The organism is Deinococcus sp. JMULE3 (assembly GCF_013337115.1).
Lineage (GTDB): Bacteria > Deinococcota > Deinococci > Deinococcales > Deinococcaceae > Deinococcus.
This window is the reverse complement of the sequence record NZ_SGWE01000001.1, coordinates 163,837-184,394: the sequence shown is the minus strand read 5'-3', so window position 1 is coordinate 184,394 and position 20,558 is coordinate 163,837. Positions and strand designations below refer to the sequence as shown.

At 70.9% G+C, this 20,558-nt stretch carries 21 protein-coding genes; 18 read left to right on the top strand and 3 right to left on the bottom strand.

The window, feature by feature from the left end; translation table 11 throughout:
• Window positions 1–91 precede the first annotated feature (91 nt).
• The 5 genes from EXW95_RS00750 to EXW95_RS00730 all read left to right on the top strand — a co-directional run bounded on the left by EXW95_RS00750 (window position 92) and on the right by EXW95_RS00730 (window position 4,024).
• The gene (locus tag EXW95_RS00750; RefSeq protein WP_174365911.1) at window positions 92–1,480 is read left to right on the top strand and encodes a rhodanese-like domain-containing protein; all 1,389 of its coding nucleotides are present in this window, start codon (window positions 92–94) and stop codon (window positions 1,478–1,480) included.
• 98 nt (window positions 1,481–1,578) lie between these two features.
• Window positions 1,579–1,896 carry a rhodanese-like domain-containing protein gene (locus EXW95_RS00745; RefSeq protein ID WP_174365910.1) on the top strand — a complete coding sequence of 106 codons (318 nt, stop codon included), beginning with the start codon at window positions 1,579–1,581 and terminating at the stop codon, window positions 1,894–1,896.
• Window positions 1,893–2,687 (top strand): sulfite exporter TauE/SafE family protein, encoded by a 795-nt coding sequence (locus EXW95_RS00740; protein WP_174365909.1) that lies wholly within the window; start codon window positions 1,893–1,895, stop codon window positions 2,685–2,687. The genes EXW95_RS00745 and EXW95_RS00740 overlap by 4 nt, the downstream gene beginning before the upstream one ends.
• Before the next feature lie 294 nt (window positions 2,688–2,981).
• On the top strand, window positions 2,982–3,557 hold the full coding sequence (locus EXW95_RS00735; RefSeq protein ID WP_174365908.1) for a YeeE/YedE family protein: 576 nt from the start codon (window positions 2,982–2,984) through the stop codon (window positions 3,555–3,557).
• Window positions 3,554–4,024 carry a DUF6691 family protein gene (locus tag EXW95_RS00730; protein WP_371809854.1) on the top strand — a complete coding sequence of 157 codons (471 nt, stop codon included), beginning with the start codon at window positions 3,554–3,556 and terminating at the stop codon, window positions 4,022–4,024. The genes EXW95_RS00735 and EXW95_RS00730 overlap by 4 nt, the downstream gene beginning before the upstream one ends.
• Before the next feature lie 150 nt (window positions 4,025–4,174).
• Here EXW95_RS00730 and EXW95_RS00725 read toward each other — a convergent pair whose 3' ends face one another.
• Window positions 4,175–5,329 carry a hypothetical protein gene (locus EXW95_RS00725; RefSeq protein WP_174365907.1) on the bottom strand — a complete coding sequence of 385 codons (1,155 nt, stop codon included), beginning with the start codon at window positions 5,327–5,329 and terminating at the stop codon, window positions 4,175–4,177.
• Complete coding sequence (locus EXW95_RS00720; RefSeq protein WP_174365906.1) at window positions 5,317–5,907, bottom strand: RNA polymerase sigma factor; 591 nt, start codon at window positions 5,905–5,907, stop codon at window positions 5,317–5,319. Before EXW95_RS00720 ends, EXW95_RS00725 begins: the two co-directional genes overlap by 13 nt.
• A 248-nt stretch (window positions 5,908–6,155) precedes the next feature.
• Between EXW95_RS00720 and EXW95_RS00715 the strand changes: the two genes are divergently transcribed.
• The 6 genes from EXW95_RS00715 to EXW95_RS00690 all read left to right on the top strand — a co-directional run bounded on the left by EXW95_RS00715 (window position 6,156) and on the right by EXW95_RS00690 (window position 12,081).
• A complete protein-coding gene (locus tag EXW95_RS00715) occupies window positions 6,156–6,908 on the top strand; it encodes an ABC transporter substrate-binding protein (RefSeq protein ID WP_174365905.1) in 753 nt (250 codons plus the stop codon).
• A 169-nt stretch (window positions 6,909–7,077) separates the two neighbouring features.
• Entirely contained in the window at window positions 7,078–8,481 is a 1,404-nt protein-coding gene (locus tag EXW95_RS00710; protein ID WP_174365904.1) for an MBOAT family protein, read from the top strand.
• A gap of 7 nt (window positions 8,482–8,488) precedes the next feature.
• Window positions 8,489–9,643, top strand: a complete 1,155-nt coding sequence (locus tag EXW95_RS00705) for a hypothetical protein (RefSeq protein WP_174365903.1) — start codon at window positions 8,489–8,491, stop codon at window positions 9,641–9,643.
• 60 nt (window positions 9,644–9,703) lie between these two features.
• On the top strand, window positions 9,704–10,321 hold the full coding sequence (locus EXW95_RS00700; protein WP_174365902.1) for an alginate O-acetyltransferase AlgF: 618 nt from the start codon (window positions 9,704–9,706) through the stop codon (window positions 10,319–10,321).
• 90 nt (window positions 10,322–10,411) lie between these two features.
• A complete protein-coding gene (locus EXW95_RS00695; protein ID WP_174365901.1) occupies window positions 10,412–11,353 on the top strand; it encodes a hypothetical protein in 942 nt (313 codons plus the stop codon).
• Window positions 11,275–12,081, top strand: coding sequence for a hypothetical protein (locus EXW95_RS00690; protein ID WP_174365900.1), 807 nt, complete (start codon window positions 11,275–11,277; stop codon window positions 12,079–12,081). Before EXW95_RS00695 ends, EXW95_RS00690 begins: the two co-directional genes overlap by 79 nt.
• A gap of 78 nt (window positions 12,082–12,159) precedes the next feature.
• Here the strand turns inward: EXW95_RS00690 and EXW95_RS00685 are convergent, their stop codons facing one another.
• Window positions 12,160–13,359, bottom strand: coding sequence for a CdaR family transcriptional regulator (locus EXW95_RS00685; protein ID WP_174365899.1), 1,200 nt, complete (start codon window positions 13,357–13,359; stop codon window positions 12,160–12,162).
• A 172-nt stretch (window positions 13,360–13,531) separates the two neighbouring features.
• On the opposite strand from EXW95_RS00685, the gene hpaE reads away from it, so the two are divergent.
• The 7 genes from hpaE to hpaI all read left to right on the top strand — a co-directional run bounded on the left by hpaE (window position 13,532) and on the right by hpaI (window position 20,457).
• Window positions 13,532–15,052 (top strand): 5-carboxymethyl-2-hydroxymuconate semialdehyde dehydrogenase, encoded by a 1,521-nt coding sequence (hpaE, locus tag EXW95_RS00680; RefSeq protein ID WP_174365898.1) that lies wholly within the window; start codon window positions 13,532–13,534, stop codon window positions 15,050–15,052.
• Window position 15,053: 1 nt separating this feature from the next.
• Window positions 15,054–16,547, top strand: coding sequence for a 4-hydroxyphenylacetate 3-monooxygenase, oxygenase component (gene hpaB, locus EXW95_RS00675; RefSeq protein WP_174365897.1), 1,494 nt, complete (start codon window positions 15,054–15,056; stop codon window positions 16,545–16,547).
• A 1-nt stretch (window position 16,548) separates the two neighbouring features.
• Window positions 16,549–17,517: a 3,4-dihydroxyphenylacetate 2,3-dioxygenase gene (gene hpaD, locus EXW95_RS00670; RefSeq protein WP_174365896.1), complete on the top strand. Its 969-nt coding sequence runs from the start codon at window positions 16,549–16,551 to the stop codon at window positions 17,515–17,517.
• 153 nt (window positions 17,518–17,670) lie between these two features.
• On the top strand, window positions 17,671–18,456 hold the full coding sequence (locus EXW95_RS00665; protein WP_174365895.1) for a fumarylacetoacetate hydrolase family protein: 786 nt from the start codon (window positions 17,671–17,673) through the stop codon (window positions 18,454–18,456).
• Window positions 18,456–18,848, top strand: coding sequence for a 5-carboxymethyl-2-hydroxymuconate Delta-isomerase (locus tag EXW95_RS00660; protein WP_174365894.1), 393 nt, complete (start codon window positions 18,456–18,458; stop codon window positions 18,846–18,848). The genes EXW95_RS00665 and EXW95_RS00660 overlap by 1 nt, the downstream gene beginning before the upstream one ends.
• Window positions 18,845–19,657, top strand: coding sequence for a 2-oxo-hept-4-ene-1,7-dioate hydratase (hpaH, locus tag EXW95_RS00655; RefSeq protein ID WP_174365893.1), 813 nt, complete (start codon window positions 18,845–18,847; stop codon window positions 19,655–19,657). Before EXW95_RS00660 ends, hpaH begins: the two co-directional genes overlap by 4 nt.
• Window positions 19,654–20,457, top strand: a complete 804-nt coding sequence (gene hpaI, locus EXW95_RS00650) for a 4-hydroxy-2-oxoheptanedioate aldolase (RefSeq protein WP_371809853.1) — start codon at window positions 19,654–19,656, stop codon at window positions 20,455–20,457. Before hpaH ends, hpaI begins: the two co-directional genes overlap by 4 nt.
• Window positions 20,458–20,558 lie beyond the last annotated feature (101 nt).

Genomic DNA, 20,558 nt, shown 5'->3' with positions numbered 1-20,558 from the left:
TCGGCTTTCCGGATGTGGGGTCCGGTCGTCTTGAAGGATACCCTTGGGGGGTATACGATCCGGGCAGTTGAACCCCCAAGGAGGGCCACCCATGTTCTTCGAACGCTTCTACGACACCGACCTCGCCCAGGCGTCCTACCTGATCGGCTGCCAGAAGACCGGCGAGAGCCTCGTCATCGACCCCGTCCGCGACGCCCAGATCTACCTGGGCCGCGCCGCCCGCGAGGGCCTGCGCGTCACGCACGTCACCGAGACGCACATCCACGCCGACTACCTGTCCGGCAGCCGCGAACTCGCCGCCCGCACCGGCGCCCAGCTGCTCCTGTCAGATGAGGGCGGCGCCGACTGGACCTACGGTTTCGCCGCTACGCCGCTGCGCCACGGTGACACCTTCATGGTCGGCAACCTCCGCATCGAGGCGCGCCACACGCCCGGCCACACCCCCGAGAGCCTCTCGTTCCTCGTGACCGATACCCCCCGGGGGGACACGCCCAGCATGTACTTCACCGGCGACTTCGTGTTCGTCGGCGACATCGGCCGCCCCGACCTGCTCGACGAAGCCGCGGGCGGCGTGGACACCCGCTACGTCGGCGCCCGGCAGATGTTCGCCAGCCTGCGCGACCAGTTCCTGACCCTGCCCGACGGCGTGCAGGTCTGGCCCGGCCACGGCGCGGGCAGCGCCTGCGGCAAGGCCCTGGGCGCCGTCCCGACCACCACCGTCGGCTACGAACGCGCCCTGGCCTGGTGGGCGCCCTACGTAGCCGCCGGGGACGAACAGGGCTTCACGAATGAACTACTCAGCGGTCAGCCCGACGCGCCGCTGTACTACGGCCGCATGAAGCTGCAGAACAGGGCCGGTCCCGCCCTACTCGGGGACGTCACGCCGCTCGCGCCGCTCAGTGCGGCCGACCTGAAGGCCCGGCTGGCCGCCGGTACGGTCCTGATTGACACCCGCCCCCGGACCGCCCATCAGGCGGGCGCCGTGCCCGGCAGCGTGAACATTCCCGACGGGAACACCTTCGAGACGTGGTCCGGCTGGCTGCTGCGCCCCGAGGACGCCCCGTTCGTCCTGCTGGCCCGCGACGCCGCGCACGCCGAGACGCTGCGCCGCCGCCTGTGGATGGTGGGCCTGGATCAGGTGACCGGCTTCGTGACCTCCACGGACGGACTGGACACCATGCCCGCCCAGCCGTTCCCGGCCGCCGAACTGCCGCTGCACGCCGGGGCGCTGATCCTGGACGTCCGCAAGAAGACCGAGCATCAGGCGGGCGCCATTCCCGGCGCGACGCAGCTGCACGCCGGACGCCTCGCCTGGGAACTGGGCACCCTGCCGCGCGACCGCGAGATCGTCGTCCACTGCCAGGGCGGTGCCCGCAGCGCCGCCGCCGCGAGCCTCCTGCGCCGCCACGGTTTCCAGGTCAGCGAACTGGAGGGCGGCTACGACGCCTACGTCCGCGAACGCGACGCACAGCCCGCCTGACCCGCCCGCTGCCCGGACCCAGTGGCCCAGACTCAATTGCCCAGGCCCCCAGATCCAGCTGACCAGCCCCCCTCTCCAGACCCACCCAGGATGACCCCATGACCTACACCGACCTCTTCCCGAATGAACTGGACGCGCAGCTCCGCGCAGGTGCCGCCCTGATCGACGTGCGCGAACCCGACGAGTACGCCCAGGGCCACGTGCCCGGCGCGATCAACCTCCCCCTGTCCGAACTGCAGGGCCGCGAGGCCGAGGTGCCCGGCGGCGCGGTGCTGATCTGCGCCAGCGGCAACCGGTCCTCACAGGCCGCCGCGTACCTCGCCGGACTGGGCCACCGGCACCTGAAGAACCTGATGGGCGGCACCTTCGGGTGGATGCGCGAGGGCCGCGACCTGGTGACCGGCGACCGGCCATGATCCTCGCGTGGATCGGCGCGGCACTGATCGGCCTGAGCCTCGGCCTGCTCGGCTCTGGCGGCAGCATCCTGACCGTCCCGGTGCTGGTGTACCTCGTCGGTGAGGACAGCAAACTCGCCATTGCCGAGAGCCTCGCCATCGTGGGCGGCATCAGCCTCTTCGGGGCGATTCCCTACGCCCTGAAACGCCAGATCGACTGGCGCAGCGTTCTGTACTTCGGTGTGCCCGGCGTGACCGGCACGTACCTGGGCGCCGCGCTCAGCGTGTACCTCAGCGGCGTCGTGCAACTGCTGCTGTTCGCCGCCGTGATGCTGCTGGCGTCCATCATGATGTTCCGCCCCGCCGCAGCGGGCGCAGGCCCGGCGCACGCCCGCTCGCCGCTGAAGATCGCCGCCGAGGGGCTCGGCGTGGGCGTCCTGACCGGCCTGGTCGGGGTGGGCGGCGGCTTCCTGATCATCCCGGCGCTGGTGCTCCTCGGCGGGCTGCCCATGAGCCTCGCGGTGGGCACCAGCCTGCTGATCATCGCCGCCAAGAGCTTCGCCGGGTTCTCCAAGTACCTGCACGTCCTGCAGGAGCAGAACCTCACGGTGCACTGGAACCTGATCCTGATCTTCACCGCCATCGGCATCGCCGGGAGTTTCCTGGGCGCCCGCGTCGGCAAGAACGTCTCCAACGACGCACTCAAGCGGGGCTTCGCGTCCTTCCTGGTCGTGATGGGCCTGTACGTCCTGGCGACGAACGTCCCCAAGGTCCTCAACCCGCCACCAGCAGTCGAGAGCCGCGCCCACTGATACCGACTCCGATTGAATGGCTTGCAAAGTCATTCAATCCGAGCGGATGCGAGGAGGAGAAAAACGGGTTCCGATCGTGGAGCTGGCAGATCGGTGGTGTTCCGATCTGTCAGCGAAACAAACGGAATCCGTATGACCACCCCCACGATCCTGAGGCGGCGAGGTCGGACAGGTCTCGCCGCCTCATCCATGCCCATCCATGGGGCTGCACCCCGCTCCCCGGCGGCCCCACTGCACGACACGCCACTCCATTCCACTGAATTCATTTCACTGAACGTCTCACCCGAGGTGACCATGACTGACCTGCTCGACCTTCTGCGTTCCCCCTGGCCCTGGTGGCTCGCGGGACCCCTGATCGGCCTGACCGTACCCCTGCTGCTGTGGACCGGCAACAAGGGCTTCGGCGTCTCCGCCAACCTCCGCCACGCCTGCGCCATCCTGCTGCCCGGCGCCGCCAAACCCAGCTTCTTCCGGTATAACTGGCGCGCCGAAGCCTGGAACCTCACCTTCGCCGCCGGACTGATCCTGGGCGGCACGCTGGCCGGCCTGCTCCTCGCCAGTCCCGAACCCACCCGCCTGAGCGCGGCGGGCGTCGCGTCCGTGAACGCACTCGGCGTGCAGGTCCGGCCCGGCCTGATGCCCGCCGAACTGAGCGACCTCTCGAATCCCGGCGTGTGGCTGCTGCTGGCGACCTCGGGGCTGCTGGTCGGTTTCGGCACCCGGTACGGGGGGGGCTGCACCAGCGGTCACGCCATCACGGGCCTGAGCACCCTGCAACTGCCCAGCCTGATCGCCACCGTCTCGTTCTTCGCCGGGGGGATCCTCAGCGCGAACCTGCTGCTGCCCGCGTTCATGGCGGTGATCGCGTGAGCGCCCCCGCCCGCATTCCCGGCGTGCATGATCAGCCCGGTGTCCGGGCGGCGGCCGGGCTGCTCGTGTACCTCCTGATCGGCGTGTATTTCGGCGTGGTCCTGATCAGGTCCGAGGCGGCCAGCTGGTACCGCATTCAGGAGATGTTCCGTTTCCAGTCGTTCCACATGTACGGCCTGATCGGCTCGGCCGTGCTGACCGGGCTGCTCACGACGTGGCTGCTGCGGCGCAGTGGCGCGCGCAGCCTGGACGGACAGACCATCACCGTGACGCCCAAGGAGCGCAGCCGGGCGCGCTACGTGCTGGGCGGCGCGACCTTCGGCCTCGGCTGGGGCCTGGCCGGGGTGTGCCCCGGACCGGTCCTGGCACTGCTGGGAGCCGGCGCGTGGCCGATGCTGGTCGTGCTGACCTTCGCCCTGCTGGGCACCTGGCTGTACGGCGCGCTGCGCAAGTCTCTGCCGCATTGATCCGGCTGCGCTGATCCGGTTGCGATCCGGTGGACGTGATCCGGTCGGGTCATACGGGTTCCGGACGTGGAGTCGGCAATCCGGTGAAGTTCCGGATTGTTGGCGAAACAAACGGAACCCGTTTCTCTCCTTCTCGCATCCGAGTCCGTATCAGGGGGTGCCGGGGAGGCGCTGCACGCCCCGTCCACCCTCGGCCACCGCGAAGGACCCGTCGGGAAGGACCGTCACGTCCATCGGGTGGGTCAGGGTCAGGCGCGTGGGCGCCCCGCCCGCCAGGGGCAGGCGCGTGACGGTCCCGGCCCGGTCGGTGATCACGGCTTCACGGTCGTTCACGCTGAGTTTGTCCGGGTGGCCGCCCAGCGTCCAGGTGCGCGCCACGCGGAACGCACCGTCCAGCAGCAGCAGGCGGCCCGTGACGTCCAGCACCAGCAGGCCGTCCTGGGTGGACTCCAGCGCGACCGGCATGCCGCCCAGCTTCAGGACGCGCCGCACCTGCAGCGTGTCCGGATCGATCAGGCACACCTCGCCGCGCAGGTGATGCGTGACGACCAGCGTGCCGCGGAACAGCGTCACGGCGTCCATGACGTCCGCCAGCGGCATGCCGGGGTCGTCCGCGACCGTGATCTCGCGCCCACCCAGCAGCCCCACGACGCCCTGCACGCTCTTGAAGTACACCCGCGCCCCGCCGGGGCCAGTCACGGCACTCAGGCCCGCCACGCCCGGCGGAACGCGGTGCGTGCGCCGCAGGGTCAGGGGACGCAGCTGCAGTTCGAGCACGCGGTCGTTCGCGGCGTCCGCGAGGAACACCCGGTCCCCCAGGCGCACCCCCTCGGTGAACCACGGGGTCAGGCGCGCCGGGACGCGCAGGGTACCCTCGGTGCGGTCGCCGCGCAGCAGCGTCAACGTTCCCGCGCGGTCGTTGCTGGCGACGAGCACGCGGTCGTCCACGCTGACGACCACCGCCGGGTCCGGCGCGCTGGCCGCGACGCCCGTCGGCGGGGCCAGCAGCGCCGTGAGGGTCACGGCCCCCAGGACGGCGGCGGCCCCCAGTGTCAGCGGCCAGCGCCAGCGGGCCGGGCGCGCCCCCCGCGCGGCGCGCAGCACCTCGCCGCGCAGCGCGGGCGGCGGCTCGACCGGCGGGGCGTCCTCCAGCAGCGCCAGTTGCAAGTGCTGCAGGAAGGCGAGGTGCGCGCGGCAGTCCGCGCAGGTCCGCAGGTGCGCCTGCACCTCCGGTGACAGGGCCTCGCCCAGCGTCACGTGCGCCTCCAGCCGGTCCTGCACGTCCGGGCAGGTCATTCCAGCCACGCCTCCACCTCCCCGTTCAGGTGCGCCCGCAGGGCCTTCAGGGCGTGATTCAGGCGACTCTTGACCGTGCCCACCGGGACGTTCATGTGCCGGGCGATCTCCTCGCGGGACTCGCCGCGCAGGTACGCGCGTTCCACCGTCTCGCGGTGCGCGGCACTCAGGCGCGACAGGTGCCGCCGCAGCGCCTCACGCGTCTGCGCGTCCTCACCGCGCCGCTGCGGTCCCGGCGCGTCGTCCGGGACGTCCAGGGGGCGTTCCTCGTCGTGCAGGGGCACGGTGGGCCGCTGCGCCCGCACCCGGTCGAGCGCCCGCGAGCGGGCCATGACCAGCAGGTACGCCCGCAGGCCCGCCCGGTCCGGGTCGAAGGCCTCCGGGCGCTGCCACAGGCGCAGGAACACGTCCTGCGTGACCTCCTGCGCGCTGGCCGCGTCGAGCATGCGCAGCAGCGTACCGTACACCGCGCCCGCGTGCTGGTCGTACGCCTCCGCGAGCGCCGACTCGTCCCGGCGACGCAGCCGCGCCGCGAGCCCCCGGTCCGATTCGGAGGCGCGAGGCGCGGCAGGCAGAGGCAGGGTCATGACCAGCGTCATGCTACAGGTACGCAGCGCCGCCCGCCCAGGTTCACTGCCGGGAGCGGGACCAACGGCACGCCACAAACGGTGCGGGACGAACGGAGCGGGACGAAAGGCACGGGCCACCCGGCGGCCCCCTGAGCTATCATCCCCCCTTCGCGCCGCACCCACACGGCGCGCCCGCACCCCACACCCCTCCGGGCCACCCCCGCGCCACCCGGCCCGCGGTGCGCCCCGGACCCGACGGAGGACCCATGAAACCCCTGCTTCCCGTGATGATCGCCGCCGCCCTGCTGGGCAGCGCCCAGGCCCGCACCCTCGCCGAGATCAAGAAGGCGGGCGTGATCCGCATCGGCACGAACGCCGAATTCAAACCCTTCACGTACTTCGAGGGCCTGACCATGCGCGGCTTCGAGTACGACCTCGGCAACGCCATCGCCACGCAGCTCGGCGTGCGCGCCGAATGGACCAGCCAGCCCTTCGACAACCTGCTGATCAGCCTGAACGGCGACCGTTTCGACCTCGTGATCTCCTCGCACGGCATCACGCCCGAACGGCAGAAAGCCGTGGACTTCAGCACCCCGCACTACTGCAGCGGCGGCGTGATCGTCAGCCGCCCCGGCGGTCCGAAAACCGCCGCGCAGCTCAAGGGCAAGACGGTCGCCACGCAGGTCGGCACCACCTACGTCGGGCAGATCGCCAAGGTCGTCGGCACGAAGAACGTCCGCACCTTCCCGAACAACGCCGACGCCCTGCAGGCCCTGCGTGCCGGCCGCGTGGACGCCATGGTGAACGAACGCTTCTACAGCCTCGAGGCCCTCAAGACCGCCAAAGGCCAGCTGCAGCAGGGCGACCTGCTGTTCCAGGAGAAACTCGGCATGGCCGTCGCCAAGGGTAACAGCAGCCTGCTCAAGGCCGTGAACGGCGCCCTGAAGACCGTCCAGGGCAACGGCACGTACGCCAAGATCAGCAAGTCGTACTTCGGCCAGGACATCCGCTGCCGCTGAGCGCCGCCTGACGAGGGGGGAGAGGTGCAGGTGGCCTCTCCCCCTGTCCTGTTCCCTGGCCCGGACAGGCTGACCACCACGCCCTTCATCTGACCCTGCTGTCAGACCGGTGAAGCACCCCCCCCATTAGGTTGAGGCCCATCGTCCACCCGAAGGGGGTGCCTCACCGATGGTCTTCAGTTCCTACGTCTTCCTGCTGCTGTTCCTGCCGCTGTTCCTGATCGCCTACGCCCTCACGCCCGCCCGCGCCCGGTCCCTCACGATCCTGCTGGGCAGCCTGCTGTTCTACGCCTGGGCCGCGCCCGCCGCGCTGGGCCTGCTCGTCACGGTCATCGTGTTCACGTACCTGATCGGCGGCCGGGTGTTCGCCAGCGCGGGCCGCGCCCGCTGGACCTGGCTGACCCTGGGCGTGGGCGGGAACCTCGCGCTGCTGGGGTACTTCAAGTACGCCAACATGGCCGTGGGCAGCACCAACGCGATCCGCGACGCGCTGGGCCTCGATCCCTTCCTGTGGCAGCACGTCCTGCTGCCCGTCGGGCTGTCGTTCTACATCTTCCACGCGATCAGTTACCTCGTGGACCTGCACCGCGGCTCGGCGCAGCCGCCGCGCAACATCATCGACTTCGGGGCGTTCGTCAGCCTGTTCCCGCACCTCGTGGCCGGGCCGATCCTGCGCTTCAACCAGCTGGCCGACCAGTTCCGCGAGCGCACCCACACGCCCGCCAAGTTCGCCGAGGGCGCCCAGCGCTTCATGATCGGCCTGAGCATGAAAGTCCTGCTCGCCGACCCGCTGGCACCCATGGTGAACGCCGCGTACACGGCCGCGCAGCCCAGCGCCGCCGACGCGTGGCTCGGCTCGGTCGCGTACACCCTGCAACTGTTCTTCGACTTCGCCGGGTACAGCCACATGGCCATCGGCCTGGCCCTGATGCTGGGCCTCCGCTTCCCCGAGAACTTCCTCGACCCGTACACGGCCACGTCCATCACGGCGTTCTGGCAGCGCTGGCACGTCAGCCTGGGCACCTTCCTGCGCGAGTACGTGTACATCCCGCTGGGCGGCAACCGCCACGGCCTGGCCCGCACCAACCTGAACCTCTTCCTGGTCATGACCGTCGGCGGCCTGTGGCACGGCGCGAACTGGACGTTCGTGCTGTGGGGCATGTGGAACGGCGCGTTCCTGGTGCTCGAACGCGTGCTGAAGAAGAAGTTCGGCCGCCCCCCGCCCCCGGTGTGGTACGCCATTCCGAAAGTCATGCTGATCGTGATCCTGGGCCGCGTGCTGTTCCGCAGTGAGAGCGTCGCGCACGCCGGTGAGGTCTACCGCGGCCTGGCGGGCCTGAACGGCGGCCCCCTGACGCCCGACGTGGCGCTGCTCGTCACGCCCGAACGGCTGGCCGTGATGCTCGCGGGCGTCGCCGTGATCTACGGCGTTCCGGCCCTGCGCGCCCGTCCGCACCTTCTGCGGCCCGCCGTGAGCGCCGCCGGGGCATACGCGCTGGTCCCGCTGTTCCTGTTCGCCGTCGCGACCCTCGCCGCGCAGCAGTACGCGCCGTTCCTGTACTTCCAGTTCTGAGGTCCCCATGACGACCCCGACCACCACCCCCACCACCACCGTCCGCGTCAGCGGCCTGCGCGCCGCCGCCCTGGCCCTGCCCGGCCCCGCCCGCCTCGCGGCCCTGACCCTGCTGCTGCTGCCCTTTGGCGGCCTGATCGCCGCCGTGGTCAGCCTGCGCACGCCCGACCCGCACCACCCGGTCCCCGTCAGTGCCCGCGCGCTGGGCAGCGGCGAGACCTTCAAGGCCCTCGAGCGGCACCTGGACGCCAACCTGCCCGGCCGGGACGCCCTGATCGGCGTGGTGAACACCGCCCGGTACCTCACGACGCGCGGCGGCAGCGACGAGGTCACGCTGGGCGAAGGCGGCTGGCTGTTCCTGCGCAGCGAACTCGCCGCGCACCCCCGGCAGGCCGCACACCTGCGCGAGCGCGCCGACCTGATCGCCGACCTGAACCGCGACCTGAAGGCCAGGGGCGTGACCCTGCTGGTCGCGGTGAGCCCCAACAAGAGCCGCGTGCAGGCCGCGCAGCTGCCCGGCGGCGCCCTGCCCGGCTGGACGACGAACACCTACGCGGACTTCCAGGCACTGCTGCGCGGGCGCGGCGTCCACAGCGTGGACCTCCTGACGCCCATGCAGCGGGCCGCCCGCACGCGCGCGCAGTACTACCGCACCGACACCCACTGGAACCAGTTGGGCGCCCGCACCGCCGCGCAGGCCACCGCGCAGGCCATCCGTGCCCTCGCCCCGGACCTGCCCGCCAGCACCTTCACCACGGACGCCGCGCCCGCCGCGCCCCGCCCCGGCGACCTGCTGAACCTGATGGGCCTGCAGCACACGCCCGACGCGCTGCGCCCCCCCGCCGACACCGAGGCCACCGAGACGACCGTCGCCGAGGGCAGCGACCTGGGCGGCGGCCTCCTCGGCGACGCCCCGCAGGTCCTGCTCGCGGGGACCAGCTACGGCCTGCGCGGCAACTACCACGGCGCGCTGCAACAGGCGCTGGGCAGCGCGGTCCTCAACGTCAGCCGCGAGGGCGCGGACTTCAGCGGCAGCCTGCGCCCCGCCCTGCGCGACCCGGCCTTCCAGGCCGCCCCGCCCCGCGTTCTCGTCTGGGAACTCCCCGAACGCTTCCTGCCCCTCCCACTGGACGAGGAAGACCACGCCCCACTGGCCCCCTGAACCCCCCCCACGCCCGCTCCCGTCTGACCCCATCCTCACTCCCTCACGCGAGGTCCCCACATGAAGACTGCCCAGACCAAGACTGCCCTGGCCGCCCTGCTGCTCCTGGGTGCCGCCCACGCCCAGGAGGCCCTCTACGCCCCCGCCCCGCCCGCCGGGTCCGCCTTCGTGCGGGTCGTGACCGTGGACGGTGGCCGCGCCGTCACCCTGGACGGCCGCCCCTTCCTGAGCGCCGCCGCGCCCCGCACGGTCAGCCCCTACCAGATCGTCCCGCAGGGCCCGCACACCCTGCGCGCCGGGACCGCCACCCTGACCCTGAACGTTCAGGGCGGCGCGTACCACACCCTGGTCCTGCGCGGCGGGAAACTCAGCGCCCTGGAGGCCGAACAGCCCGCCGGGCTCACGAAAGCCCGCCTGACCCTGTACAACCTCAGCGACGCGCCCGCCACCCTCTCGACCGCCGACGGCCGCACGCCCCTGATCAGGGACGTCGCGCCCGGCAGCGTCCGCGCGCTGAGCGTGAACGCCGTCAGTGCCGCCCTGGGCGTGTTCGGCAGCGGCAAGGCCCTGAACACCTTCCCGGCCGAGGCCCTGCGTGCCGGGGCGAGCTACAGCGCGTTCGTGTTCGGGCGCGGCGCTGCCCGCACCGCCATCTGGGTGCAACCCACCGTCAAATAACTCCGCTGTCAAACAACTCCACTGTCAAACAACTCCACCGTCGAAACGCCTGCCGTCACCCGACAGAAACCACCCCGCGAGGTCCCTCACATGAACAAACCCGCCCTGATCCTGACCGCCCTGCTCGCCACCTCCCTCGCCCGCACCGCCGCCCAGACCGCGGCCCGCGTTCCCGCCGCCCAGGTGCCCGCGGCGTGCGGGCAGACCCTCGAACAGAAAGCCTGGATGTTCCAGGGACAGAAGGACTGGTTCTTCTACGGCGACGAACTGAGCGGCACCTGGACCGGCCGCCCCTGGAAGGACGCCCGCGCCACCTTCGTGCCCGGCGCCGCGCAGCTGCACGCCGCCCTGAAAGCGCGCGGCGTGCAGCTGATCCTCGCGCCCGTCCCACCCCGGTCCTTCGTGGTCCCGCAGCACCTGAACCCCGCCAGCGCCGGGCAGAAGGCCTTCGACCCGGCCGCCGCGACCGCCTTCTATCAGGGACTCGTGGGCGACCTGCGCGCCGCCGGGATCCCCACCGCGGACCTCCTGACCCCCGCGCGCACGCTGGGCGACGCGGGCCTGTTCCGCCAGGATATCCACTGGACGCCCGAGGGCGCGCAGGCGGCCGCCCGCGCCGTCGCCTCCGCCATGCAGGCGGGCGGCGTACCCGCAGGCACCGAGGCGTACCTGAGCCTGCGCGCCGGCACGCTGACCCGGCAGGTGCAGGACCAGCCGGTCCTCGGGCAGATCAGCAGCCTGTGCAGCCTGAACGTCACCCCGGAAACCTTCGGGGACTACCAGACCCGCCCCGCGCAGGGCCTCGTGGCCGCGCCCGGCAACTTCGGCGGCAGCGAGGGCGCCGTCCGCTGGGCCTTCGGACCGGTCGCGAGCGTCACCTTCAACGCCGCGCAGGCCGCGCCCGTCACCGTGAACGCCACCTTCGAGAACCCCGTGGGGACCAGACGGTCGAGGTGCTCCTCGGCGGGAAGGTCATCGACACCATCAGCGGCCTGCAACCCGGCCAGAACGTCACCCGCAGCTGGACCGTGAACGCCCAGGCGGGCAGCAACACCCTGGACTTCCGCTTCGCCGACTACAACGGGGGCCGCACGTCCTTCGCGCCCGGCGACGGCCGCCCCATGGCCGTGATCTTCAAGACCCTCACCCTGACCGGCCCCGGCGGCAGCGCCGACCTCGTCAGCGACGGCGCGCAGGGCGCCGGACTGCTGGGCGGCGCGGCCGACACCGTCCTCGTCGGCGCGAGCAGCAGCCTGCCGAACCTGAACTTCGCGGGCTTCCTGCAAGAAAGCCTGGGCCGCCGCGTGGACAACGTCTCCTTCGGCGGGGCCGGGGCGTACTCCAGCCTGAAGGACTACCTGCAGGACGACGCGTTCCGCAGCGCCCCCCCGAAGATCCTCATCTGGCAGATTCCGCTGCTGGGCGGCGAGGACACCGCCGAGAGCGACCTGCGCTTCCTGCTCGCCGCCGCGCGGGGCGGCGCCGAGGTCGCGCAGGCCAGCGGCAACGGCAGCGCGGCCGTCAGCCTCGGCGGCGTCAGCGGCGTCAGCGCCCGCGTGCGCGTCACGAACCCCGCCGTGCGGACCGTGACGTTCAAGGTGACCGGCGAACGCGGCACCCGCGAGTTCCGCGTGACGAACAGCGACCGCATGACCCACCGCCAGGACTTCCAGCTCGACCTGAGCGACCTGGGCAAACTCAGCGCCGTGCAGGTCAGCGCCGACAGCGCCCTGGACCTCCGCGTGACCCGCGCGAACTGACGCTGCATTCTGCTGGGCGGCCCGGAATCGATCCGGGCCGCCCGGTTCCTGTCGGCCCTGGGCTCCCTTCCCGAGGGTTCACGGTCCGAACGCGAGGTACACCCGCGCGATGAACGCCGGGTCGCTCAGCCCTCCGCCCAGCAGATCCTCGGCGCGGCGCAGGCGGTAGCGCAGGGTGTTCAGGTGCAGGTTCATCTCATCTGCCAGCGCGGCCAGTGAGCCCGTGTGGCCCAGGTACGCGCGCAGCGTGGCGGCCAGTTTCCCGTCTGGGTCCCCGGCGCGCAGTCGGGCCTGCCAGTCGGCGGCGTGCGCGGCCCGCTCCGGGCTGTCCAGCAGGGGCCGCAGCGGGTCCGGTTGTGTGAAGGTGGCGGCCCCGCGCGCCGGGGCGAGACTCAGGGCCTGCGCCGCCTCGCGCAGCGCGTCCGGTGCGGCCCCGGCCCCCGCGTGCGCGCGGCTGACCCCCAGCCGGAAGGCGGCGGTCGTGGCGTTCAGCAGCGCCTCGTGCAACGCGGCCGCCCCGGCGGGATCGGCGGCGGGCCACAGCCACGCGGCCACGTCATGGTCCCCCTGGGCGCGCACAGCGGTCAGGCAGGTCAGGCCCCGGCGGTAGAAGAAGCCCTCGCCGACACTGCACAGCACGTCCAGCTGCGCCGTGCGGGCCTCGCGCGCGCGGGCGGAACGCGGGGGCGGGCCGTCCAGGCGCAGCGCGGCGACCGTGAAGCCCTCACCGGGCGGGAGTTGGGCCGCGTCCCCGGCAAGCAGGGCCTCGAACTGCCGCTCGCCCACCCGCCGCCGCGCCGCGCCCGCTGCCGCGGCCTGAAGCCGGGCGAGGCGCAGCAGCTCCGCGATCAGTGCCGCCAGATCCGCCCAGCCGGGATCGGCCCGTAGGTGCAGGGCCCCGACCGGACGCCGCTCGAACGCCAGGGGCACCTCGGTCAGTTCCGCGCCGTCCGGAGCGTGCCCGGCGTGCGCCACGACGTCACCCCAGCTGGCGCGCACGGTCACCTCGCCGCCCGTGACGCCCGCCAGCCAGCGGGCCAGCGCCGCCTCCGGCTGCGGGTGGGTCAGGGCGCGCTGCGCGCCGTCCAGCAGGGACCGCAGGCCCGGCAGGTGCGGCCTCAGAGCGTCGGCCTGGAGGCGCGCGAACGCGGCGCGGACATCCGCTGCCGGGAGTTCGGGCAGTGCCCGGACGGCAGCCTCTGCATCCCCGACCCGCTCAGCGCCGGGTGTGGGGGAGAGGCCCAGCGTCCCGCGCAGCGCCGCAAGCGTCACCGTCATGCCGTCCACCCCAGCCTGTGCATGGTCGATCTGGGCATTGTCGGATCATACAAAAGCCCTTGTGGTTTCTGTGCATCCCACCGTTGAGCCTCCTGCCCGCGCGGGCCTACGCTGCGGGGAAGCACAACTCAAGTTCCGGGCGCATCCCGACGCGCCCTTCCCTGGAGGGTTCATGACCACCATTCCGTCCCCGTCCCCACTGGACGCCCTGCATGACCGCCTGCGCGAGCCGCTGCGCCACTTCATCGGCGGCGAGTGGGTGCCCGCCCAGTCCGGCGACACCTTCGACTTCCACGCCCCCAGCGACAACCGCGTGCTGGGACAGGCTGCCAGCGGCGACGCCCGCGACATCGACCGCGCGGCGCAGGCCGCGCACGCCGCCTTCCCCGCCTGGAAAGCCCTGAGCGGCAAGAAACGCCGCGCGCTGCTGTACCGCGTGGCCGACCTGATCGAGGCCCGCGCGCACGACATCGCCGTCGCGGAGAGCACCGATACCGGGCAGCCCATCCGCTTCATGAAGAGTGCCGCCGTGCGCGCCGCCGAGAACTTCCGCTTCTTCGCGGACCGCGCCGAGGGTGCCCAGGACGGCCTGAGCCTGCCCACCGACGGCTTTCTGAACTACACGGTGCGCCAGCCCATCGGGCCGGTCGGCGTGATCACCCCGTGGAACACGCCGTTCATGCTGAGCTCCTGGAAGATCGCGCCTGCGCTGGCCGCCGGGTGCACGGTCGTTCACAAACCCGCCGAGTGGAGCCCCGTGACCGCCACGATCCTCGCGGAGATCATGCACGAGGCCGGCATTCCCGCTGGGGTCGTCAACCTCGTGCACGGCTTCGGCGAGAGCGCCGGGAAGGCCCTGACCGAGCACCCCCTGATCAGAGCCATCGCGTTCATCGGGGAGAGCCGCACCGGCAGCCTGATCCAGAAGCAGGGGTCGGACACCCTCAAACGCGTGCACCTCGAACTGGGCGGGAAGAACCCGGTCGTGGTGTTCGACGACGCCGACCTGAACAGGGCGCTGGACGCCGCGATCTTCATGATCTACTCCCTGAACGGTCAGCGCTGCACGAGTTCCAGCCGCCTGCTCGTCCAGCGCGGCGTGCACGACGCCTTCGTCGAGCAGCTGGCCGCGCGCGTGGCGAACATCCGCGTGGGCGATCCCCTGGACCCCGCCACCGAGGTCGGCCCGCTCATCCACCCCCGTCAGTTCGAGAAGGTCTGCTCGTACTTCGACGCGGCCCGCGCGGACGGCGCGACCATCCGGGTCGGCGGCGAACGCCTCGGCGAGACCGGGAACTACGTGCGCCCCACCCTCTTCACCGACGCGCGCAACGACATGCGCATCGCCCAGGAGGAGATCTTTGGCCCGGTCCTGACCGTCATCCCGTTCGACACGGACGGGGATGCCCTGCGGCTCGCGAACGACGTGCCGTACGGCCTCGCGGCGTACCTGTGGACGAACGACCTGACCCGCGCGCACACCTTCGCGCACGGCCTGGACAGCGGCATGATCTGGGTGAACAGCGAGAACGTCCGCCACCTGCCCACCCCCTTCGGTGGCATGAAGGCCAGCGGCATCGGCCGTGACGGCGGCGACTACTCGTTCGACTTCTACATGGAGACGAAGAACGTCGCCATCAACCTGAACGGGCACCGCGCCCAGCAGCTCGGAATGCCGGGCAAGGAGAAGTGACATGGCCCGTACCGGACAGCAGTTCCTCGACCGCCTGCGCCTGAACCCGCCCAACCTGTACATCGACGGGCAGCGGGTGGAGGACGCCACCACCCACCCCGCCACGCGCAACATCGCCCACTCGCTGGCCGGGCTGTACGACCTGCAGCACGACCCGCGCTACCGCGACGTCCTGACCTTCGAGGAGGGCGGCGAGCGGCACGCGACCGCGTTCATGGTGCCCCGCAGCAAGGACGACCTGCGCCGGATCGGCGAGGCGCACCGCCTCCGCGCGAACTACTCGCTGGGCACGCTGGGCCGCGCGCCGGACTACATGAACACGAACGTCATGGCCGCCGGGATGGCGAGCGCGTACTTCGATCAGTGCGAGTCCAGCGGCGAGCCGGGCTCGGGCCGGAACTTCAGTGAGAACATGCGCCGCTACTTCGAGTACGTGCGCGACCATGACCTGTGCCTCACGCACGCCCTGACGAACCCGCAGGTGAACCGCGGCAAGCAGGCGTCCGAACTGCCCGACCCGTACATCGCCATGGGCATCGTCGAGGAAACCGAGGCTGGTGTGATCGTGCGCGGCGCGCGCATGCTCGCCACCCTCCCGATCGCCGACGAGATCCTGATCTTCCCGTCCACGGTCATCAAGGAGAACGGCGACCGCAGCCGCTACGCCATCGGCTTCGGGCTGCCCACGAACACGCCGGGTCTGTACTTCCAGTGCCGCGAACCCTTCGACCTGGGCCGCGACGTGGAAGACCACCCGCTGTCCAGCCGCTTCGACGAGCAGGACGCGTTCGTGATCTTCGACGACGTCCTCGTGCCGTGGGAGCGGGTGTTCCTGATGTACGACATGACCCTCGCCAACCAGGCGTACGCGAAGACCGACGCCGTGCTGCACATGGCGTACCAGGTCGTGAACCAGAAGGTCAGCAAGACCGAGGCGTTCCTGGGGCTCGCGCAGAGCATCGTGGACACCGTCGGCAGCGGGCAGTTCCAGCACGTGCAGAGCAAGGTCAGCGAGATCATCGTGACCCTGGAGATCATGAAGGCGCTTGAGGTGGCGGCCGTGGAGGGCGCGCAGCTCAACGCGTACGGGGTCATGACGCCCGCGCGCGGCCCGCTGGACGCCGCGCGCAACTACTACCCGGCGATCTACCCGCGCCTGAACGAGATCATCCAGCTCCTCGGCGCGTCCGGGATCATCATGATGCCCGGCAAGGCCGACCGCGAGGGGCCACTCGGGGCGTTCATCGAGAAGCACCTGCAGGCCACGAACGCCAGCGCCGAGGACCGACTCAGACTCTTCCGCCTTGCCTGGGACCTGACCCTGAGCAGCTTCGGCGCGCGACAGAACCTGTACGAGAAGCACTTCTTCGGCGACCCCATCCGCATGCACAGCGCCCTGTACGAGGTCTACGACAAGCAACCCTACGTGCAGCGCATCCGCGAGTTCATCCACCAGCCTCAACCCAACCAGTCCAAAACCGTGGCGGCGGACTGACATGCAGACGCCGAACACCATCCGCATCGCGCACGGCATCTTCTACGTCACCGACCTCGCCGCCTCCCGCCACTTCTACGTGGACCTGCTCGGCCTGAACGTCCTGCACGAGACCGAGGGCGCCCTGTACCTGCGCGCCAACGAGGACCGCGAGTGGACGCTGAAACTCGAACTCGCGCCCGAGGCTGGCGTGAAGCACCTCGCGTACCGCGTCGGCACCGACGCCGACCTGGACGCCCTGACCGCCTTCCTGGACGCGCAGGGCATTCCCTGGCGCTGGGAGACGGAACTCGACCGTCCGCGCCTGCTGCGCTTCCAGGACCCGTACGGCGTGCCCGTCGCGTTCTACGCGCAGTCCGTCAAGCACCCCTGGCTGCTGCAGGACTACCATCTGCACCGCGGCGCGGGCCTGCAACGCATCGACCACATCAACGTCATGACGCCCGACGTGGAAGGCGTGATGCGCTGGTACATGGACCACCTCGGCTTCCGCCTCAGCGAGTACACCGAGGACGACCACGGGCGCATCTGGGCCGCGTGGATTCAGCGGCGCGGCAGCGTCCACGACCTCGCCCTGACGAACGGCGCGGGACCGCGACTGCATCACTTCGCGTACTGGATGCCGGACATGGGGAGCATCATCCGCACCTGCGACATCCTCGCGGGCGCGCGCATGCCCGAACACATCGAGCGCGGCCCGGGCCGCCACGGCGTCAGCAACGCCTTCTTCCTGTACATCCGCGACCCCGACGGGCACCGCATCGAGCTGTACACCTGCGACTACCTGACCGTCGACCCGGACTTCGAACCGATCCGCTGGTCCCTGAACGATCCGCGCCGCCAGACCCTCTGGGGCGCGAAGACCCCGAAAAGCTGGTTCGAGGAAGGCTCCCTGCTCGAAGCCTTCGACGGCGGCTGGGTGCAGCCCCGCGAGAGCGACCTCAAGGGCCTGCCCGTCCACGTGATTTAAGTTGAGTGGGAAGAACCCCTCCGCTCCCTGAAGGGGAGGCTTGCAATTGCTTTCTGGCTCCCCTTGACTTGCAAAGCTCCGCAGGAGAGGGGAGCTGGCCGCGAAGCGGACTGAGGGGTCCCCCCGCGACTCCGTTCCTAACCGAGGTTTCCAATGAAAACTGCGAATTTTATGGCCCGTGGCCGTCAGCACCGTGGCGTGCTGCAAGGTGGCCTGCTGATCGACGCGGCGGGTGAGGCGCACCGTCCGGACGAGGTGCAGTTCCTGCTGCCGGTGAATCCCGGCAAGGTGATCGCGCTGGCGCTGAATTACGCCGATCACAATGCGGAGCTGGGCTTCAAGACGCCGGAGGAGCCGGTGATGTTCCTGAAGCCGAATACCAGTCTGCTGCCGCACGGCGGGACGGTGGAGTACCCGCGTGGGGCGCAGTTCATGCACTACGAGGTGGAACTGGGCATCGTGATCGGCCGGGACGCGCGGCGCGTGAAGGCGAAGGACGCCGAAGACTACATCGGCGGGTACACGATCGCGAACGATCTGGTGGTGCGGGATTACGTGAGCAACTATTACCGCCCGCCCATGCGCGCCAAGGGCTGGGATACGTTCGGGCCGCTGGGGCCGTACCTCGTGTCGGCGGACGAGGTGCCGGACCCGTACAACCTGGGCCTGCGCGCGTTCGTGAACGGGGAGCTGCGGCAGGAGGGCAACACGCGCGACATGATCCTGCGCGGGCCGGAACTGATCGAGTTCATGAGCCGTTTCATGACCCTGCAGGCGGGCGACGTGATCCTGACCGGCACGCCGAAGGGCGTGTCGCACGTGAAGCCGGGCGACGTGATGCGCCTGGAGATCGACGGGCTGGGCGCGCTGGAGAACCCGGTGGCCTGGGAGTCGGAGGACGCCGAGCCGCTGATCGCGCAGGAAGGGCAGCGGATCTGATGCCGCACCTGACTGTGGAGTACACCGACAACCTGACGGCGCCGCGCGTGCCGGAGCTGCTGCGCGCCCTGAACGGGGTGCTGCTGGCCCGCCCGGACGTGTATCCGCCGGGCGGCATCCGCGCCCGCGCGCACCGCCTGACCGAGTACGTCGTCGCGGACGGCGCGCATGACGACGCGTTCGTGCACGTCACACTGAAGATCGCCGCCGGGCGCAGCGAGACCGTGAAGGCCGAGACGGGCGCGGCGCTGTTCGAGGTGCTCAAGAGCCACTTCGCCAGCGACGTCGAGTCCCGGTACCTGGCGCTGTCGCTGGAGATCGCGGAGTTCAGCGAGGCCGGGACCTTCAAGCACAACAACATCCACGCCCGCTACCGCAGGGAGCAGGCGTGAGCGGCCTCAGTGACGCGCAGGTGCAGGACGCCGCGCGCCGCCTGCACGCCGCCGAGCAGTCCCGCGTGCCCATGCGGCAGCTGTCCGGCCAGTACCCCGGCCTGACGATCGCGGACGCGTACCGCGTGCAGGACGCCTGGGTGAGCCACAAGCTCACGCAGGGCCGCCGGGTGATCGGGCACAAGATCGGCCTGACGTCGCGCGCCATGCAGCAGGCCGTGAACATCGACGAACCCGACTACGGGACGCTGCTCGACGACATGGTGTTCAGCGAGCTGCAACCCATCCCGTCCGGGCGCTTCATCGTGCCGCGCGTGGAGGTGGAACTGGCGTTCATCCTCGGGAAGGACCTGCGCGGGCCGAACGTGACGGTCATGGACGTGCTGGACGCCACGCGCTGGGTGGTGCCCGCCGCGGAGATCATCGACGCGCGTATCGAACGCGTGGACCGCGAGACCGGCGCGACCCGCAAGGTGACGGACACCATCAGCGACAACGCCGCGAACGCCGGGATCGTGCTCGGCGGACGGCCCGTGCGGCCCACGGACGTGGACCTGCGCTGGGTGGGTGCGCTGCTGTTCCGCAACGGCGTGATCGAGGAGACCGGCGTGGCGGCCGGCGTCCTGAATCACCCGGCTGAGGGTGTGGCGTGGCTCGCCAACCGCCTCGCGCCGCACGGCGTGACCCTGCGGGCAGGGGAGACGGTGCTGGCCGGGTCGTTCGTGCGCCCGGTGGACGCCGCGCCCGGCGACCTGTTCCACGCGGATTACGGCCCGCTGGGTAGCGTCACCCTGAGGTTCGCGCGGTGAATGCCCCGGACCTGCACAACCCCCTGAAGGCGGCCCTGGCGCGCGGGGAGTTCCAGCTGGGCCTGTGGCTGGCGCTGGCCGACCCGTACAGCGCCGAGATCATCGCCGGGGCGGGCTTCGACTGGCTGCTGATCGACGGCGAACACGCGCCGAACGACGTGCGCAGCACCCTTCTGGTGCTCCAGGCGCTCGCGGCGTACCCGGTGACGCCCATCGTGCGGCCTCCCGTCGGGCAGACGCACCTGATCAAGCAGTACCTCGACCTGGGCGTGCAGACGTTGCTGGTCCCCATGGTGGAAAGCGGCGCGCAGGCCCGCGATCTCGTCGCCGCGACCCGCTACCCACCGCGTGGCGTGCGGGGCGTGGGTAGCGCCATCGCCCGTGCCTCGCGCTGGAATGCCGTGCCGGACTACCTGCACCGCGCCGACGAGCAGGTGTGCCTGCTGGTGCAGGTCGAGAGTGCCGCTGGTCTGGTCGCGCTGGACGACATCCTGGCCGTGGAGGGGGTGGACGGCGTGTTCATCGGCCCGGCGGACCTGAGCGCCAGCCTGGGCCACCTCGGGAACCCCGCGCACCCGGACGTGCAGGCCGCCATCCTGGACGCCATCAGGCGCACCCGCGCGGCGGGGAAGGCAGCCGGAATTCTCTGTACTGAAGCGCAGGTCGCGCACTACCGCGCGGCGGGCTGCACGTTCATCGCGGCGGGCGTGGACACCACCCTGCTCGCCCGCGCCGCCCGCGACCTGGCCGGGAACATTCACGGTCAGACCGATGGAGGCGGGCAGAGCGGTCCGTACTAGCCTGTGACGGTTTCGTTTTCTCCGCGGCCCCACTTGGGGCCGTTTTCATTTAATTGACATTGATGCACATCAAATTCTCATCTCGGGAAGTAAGCTCAGGA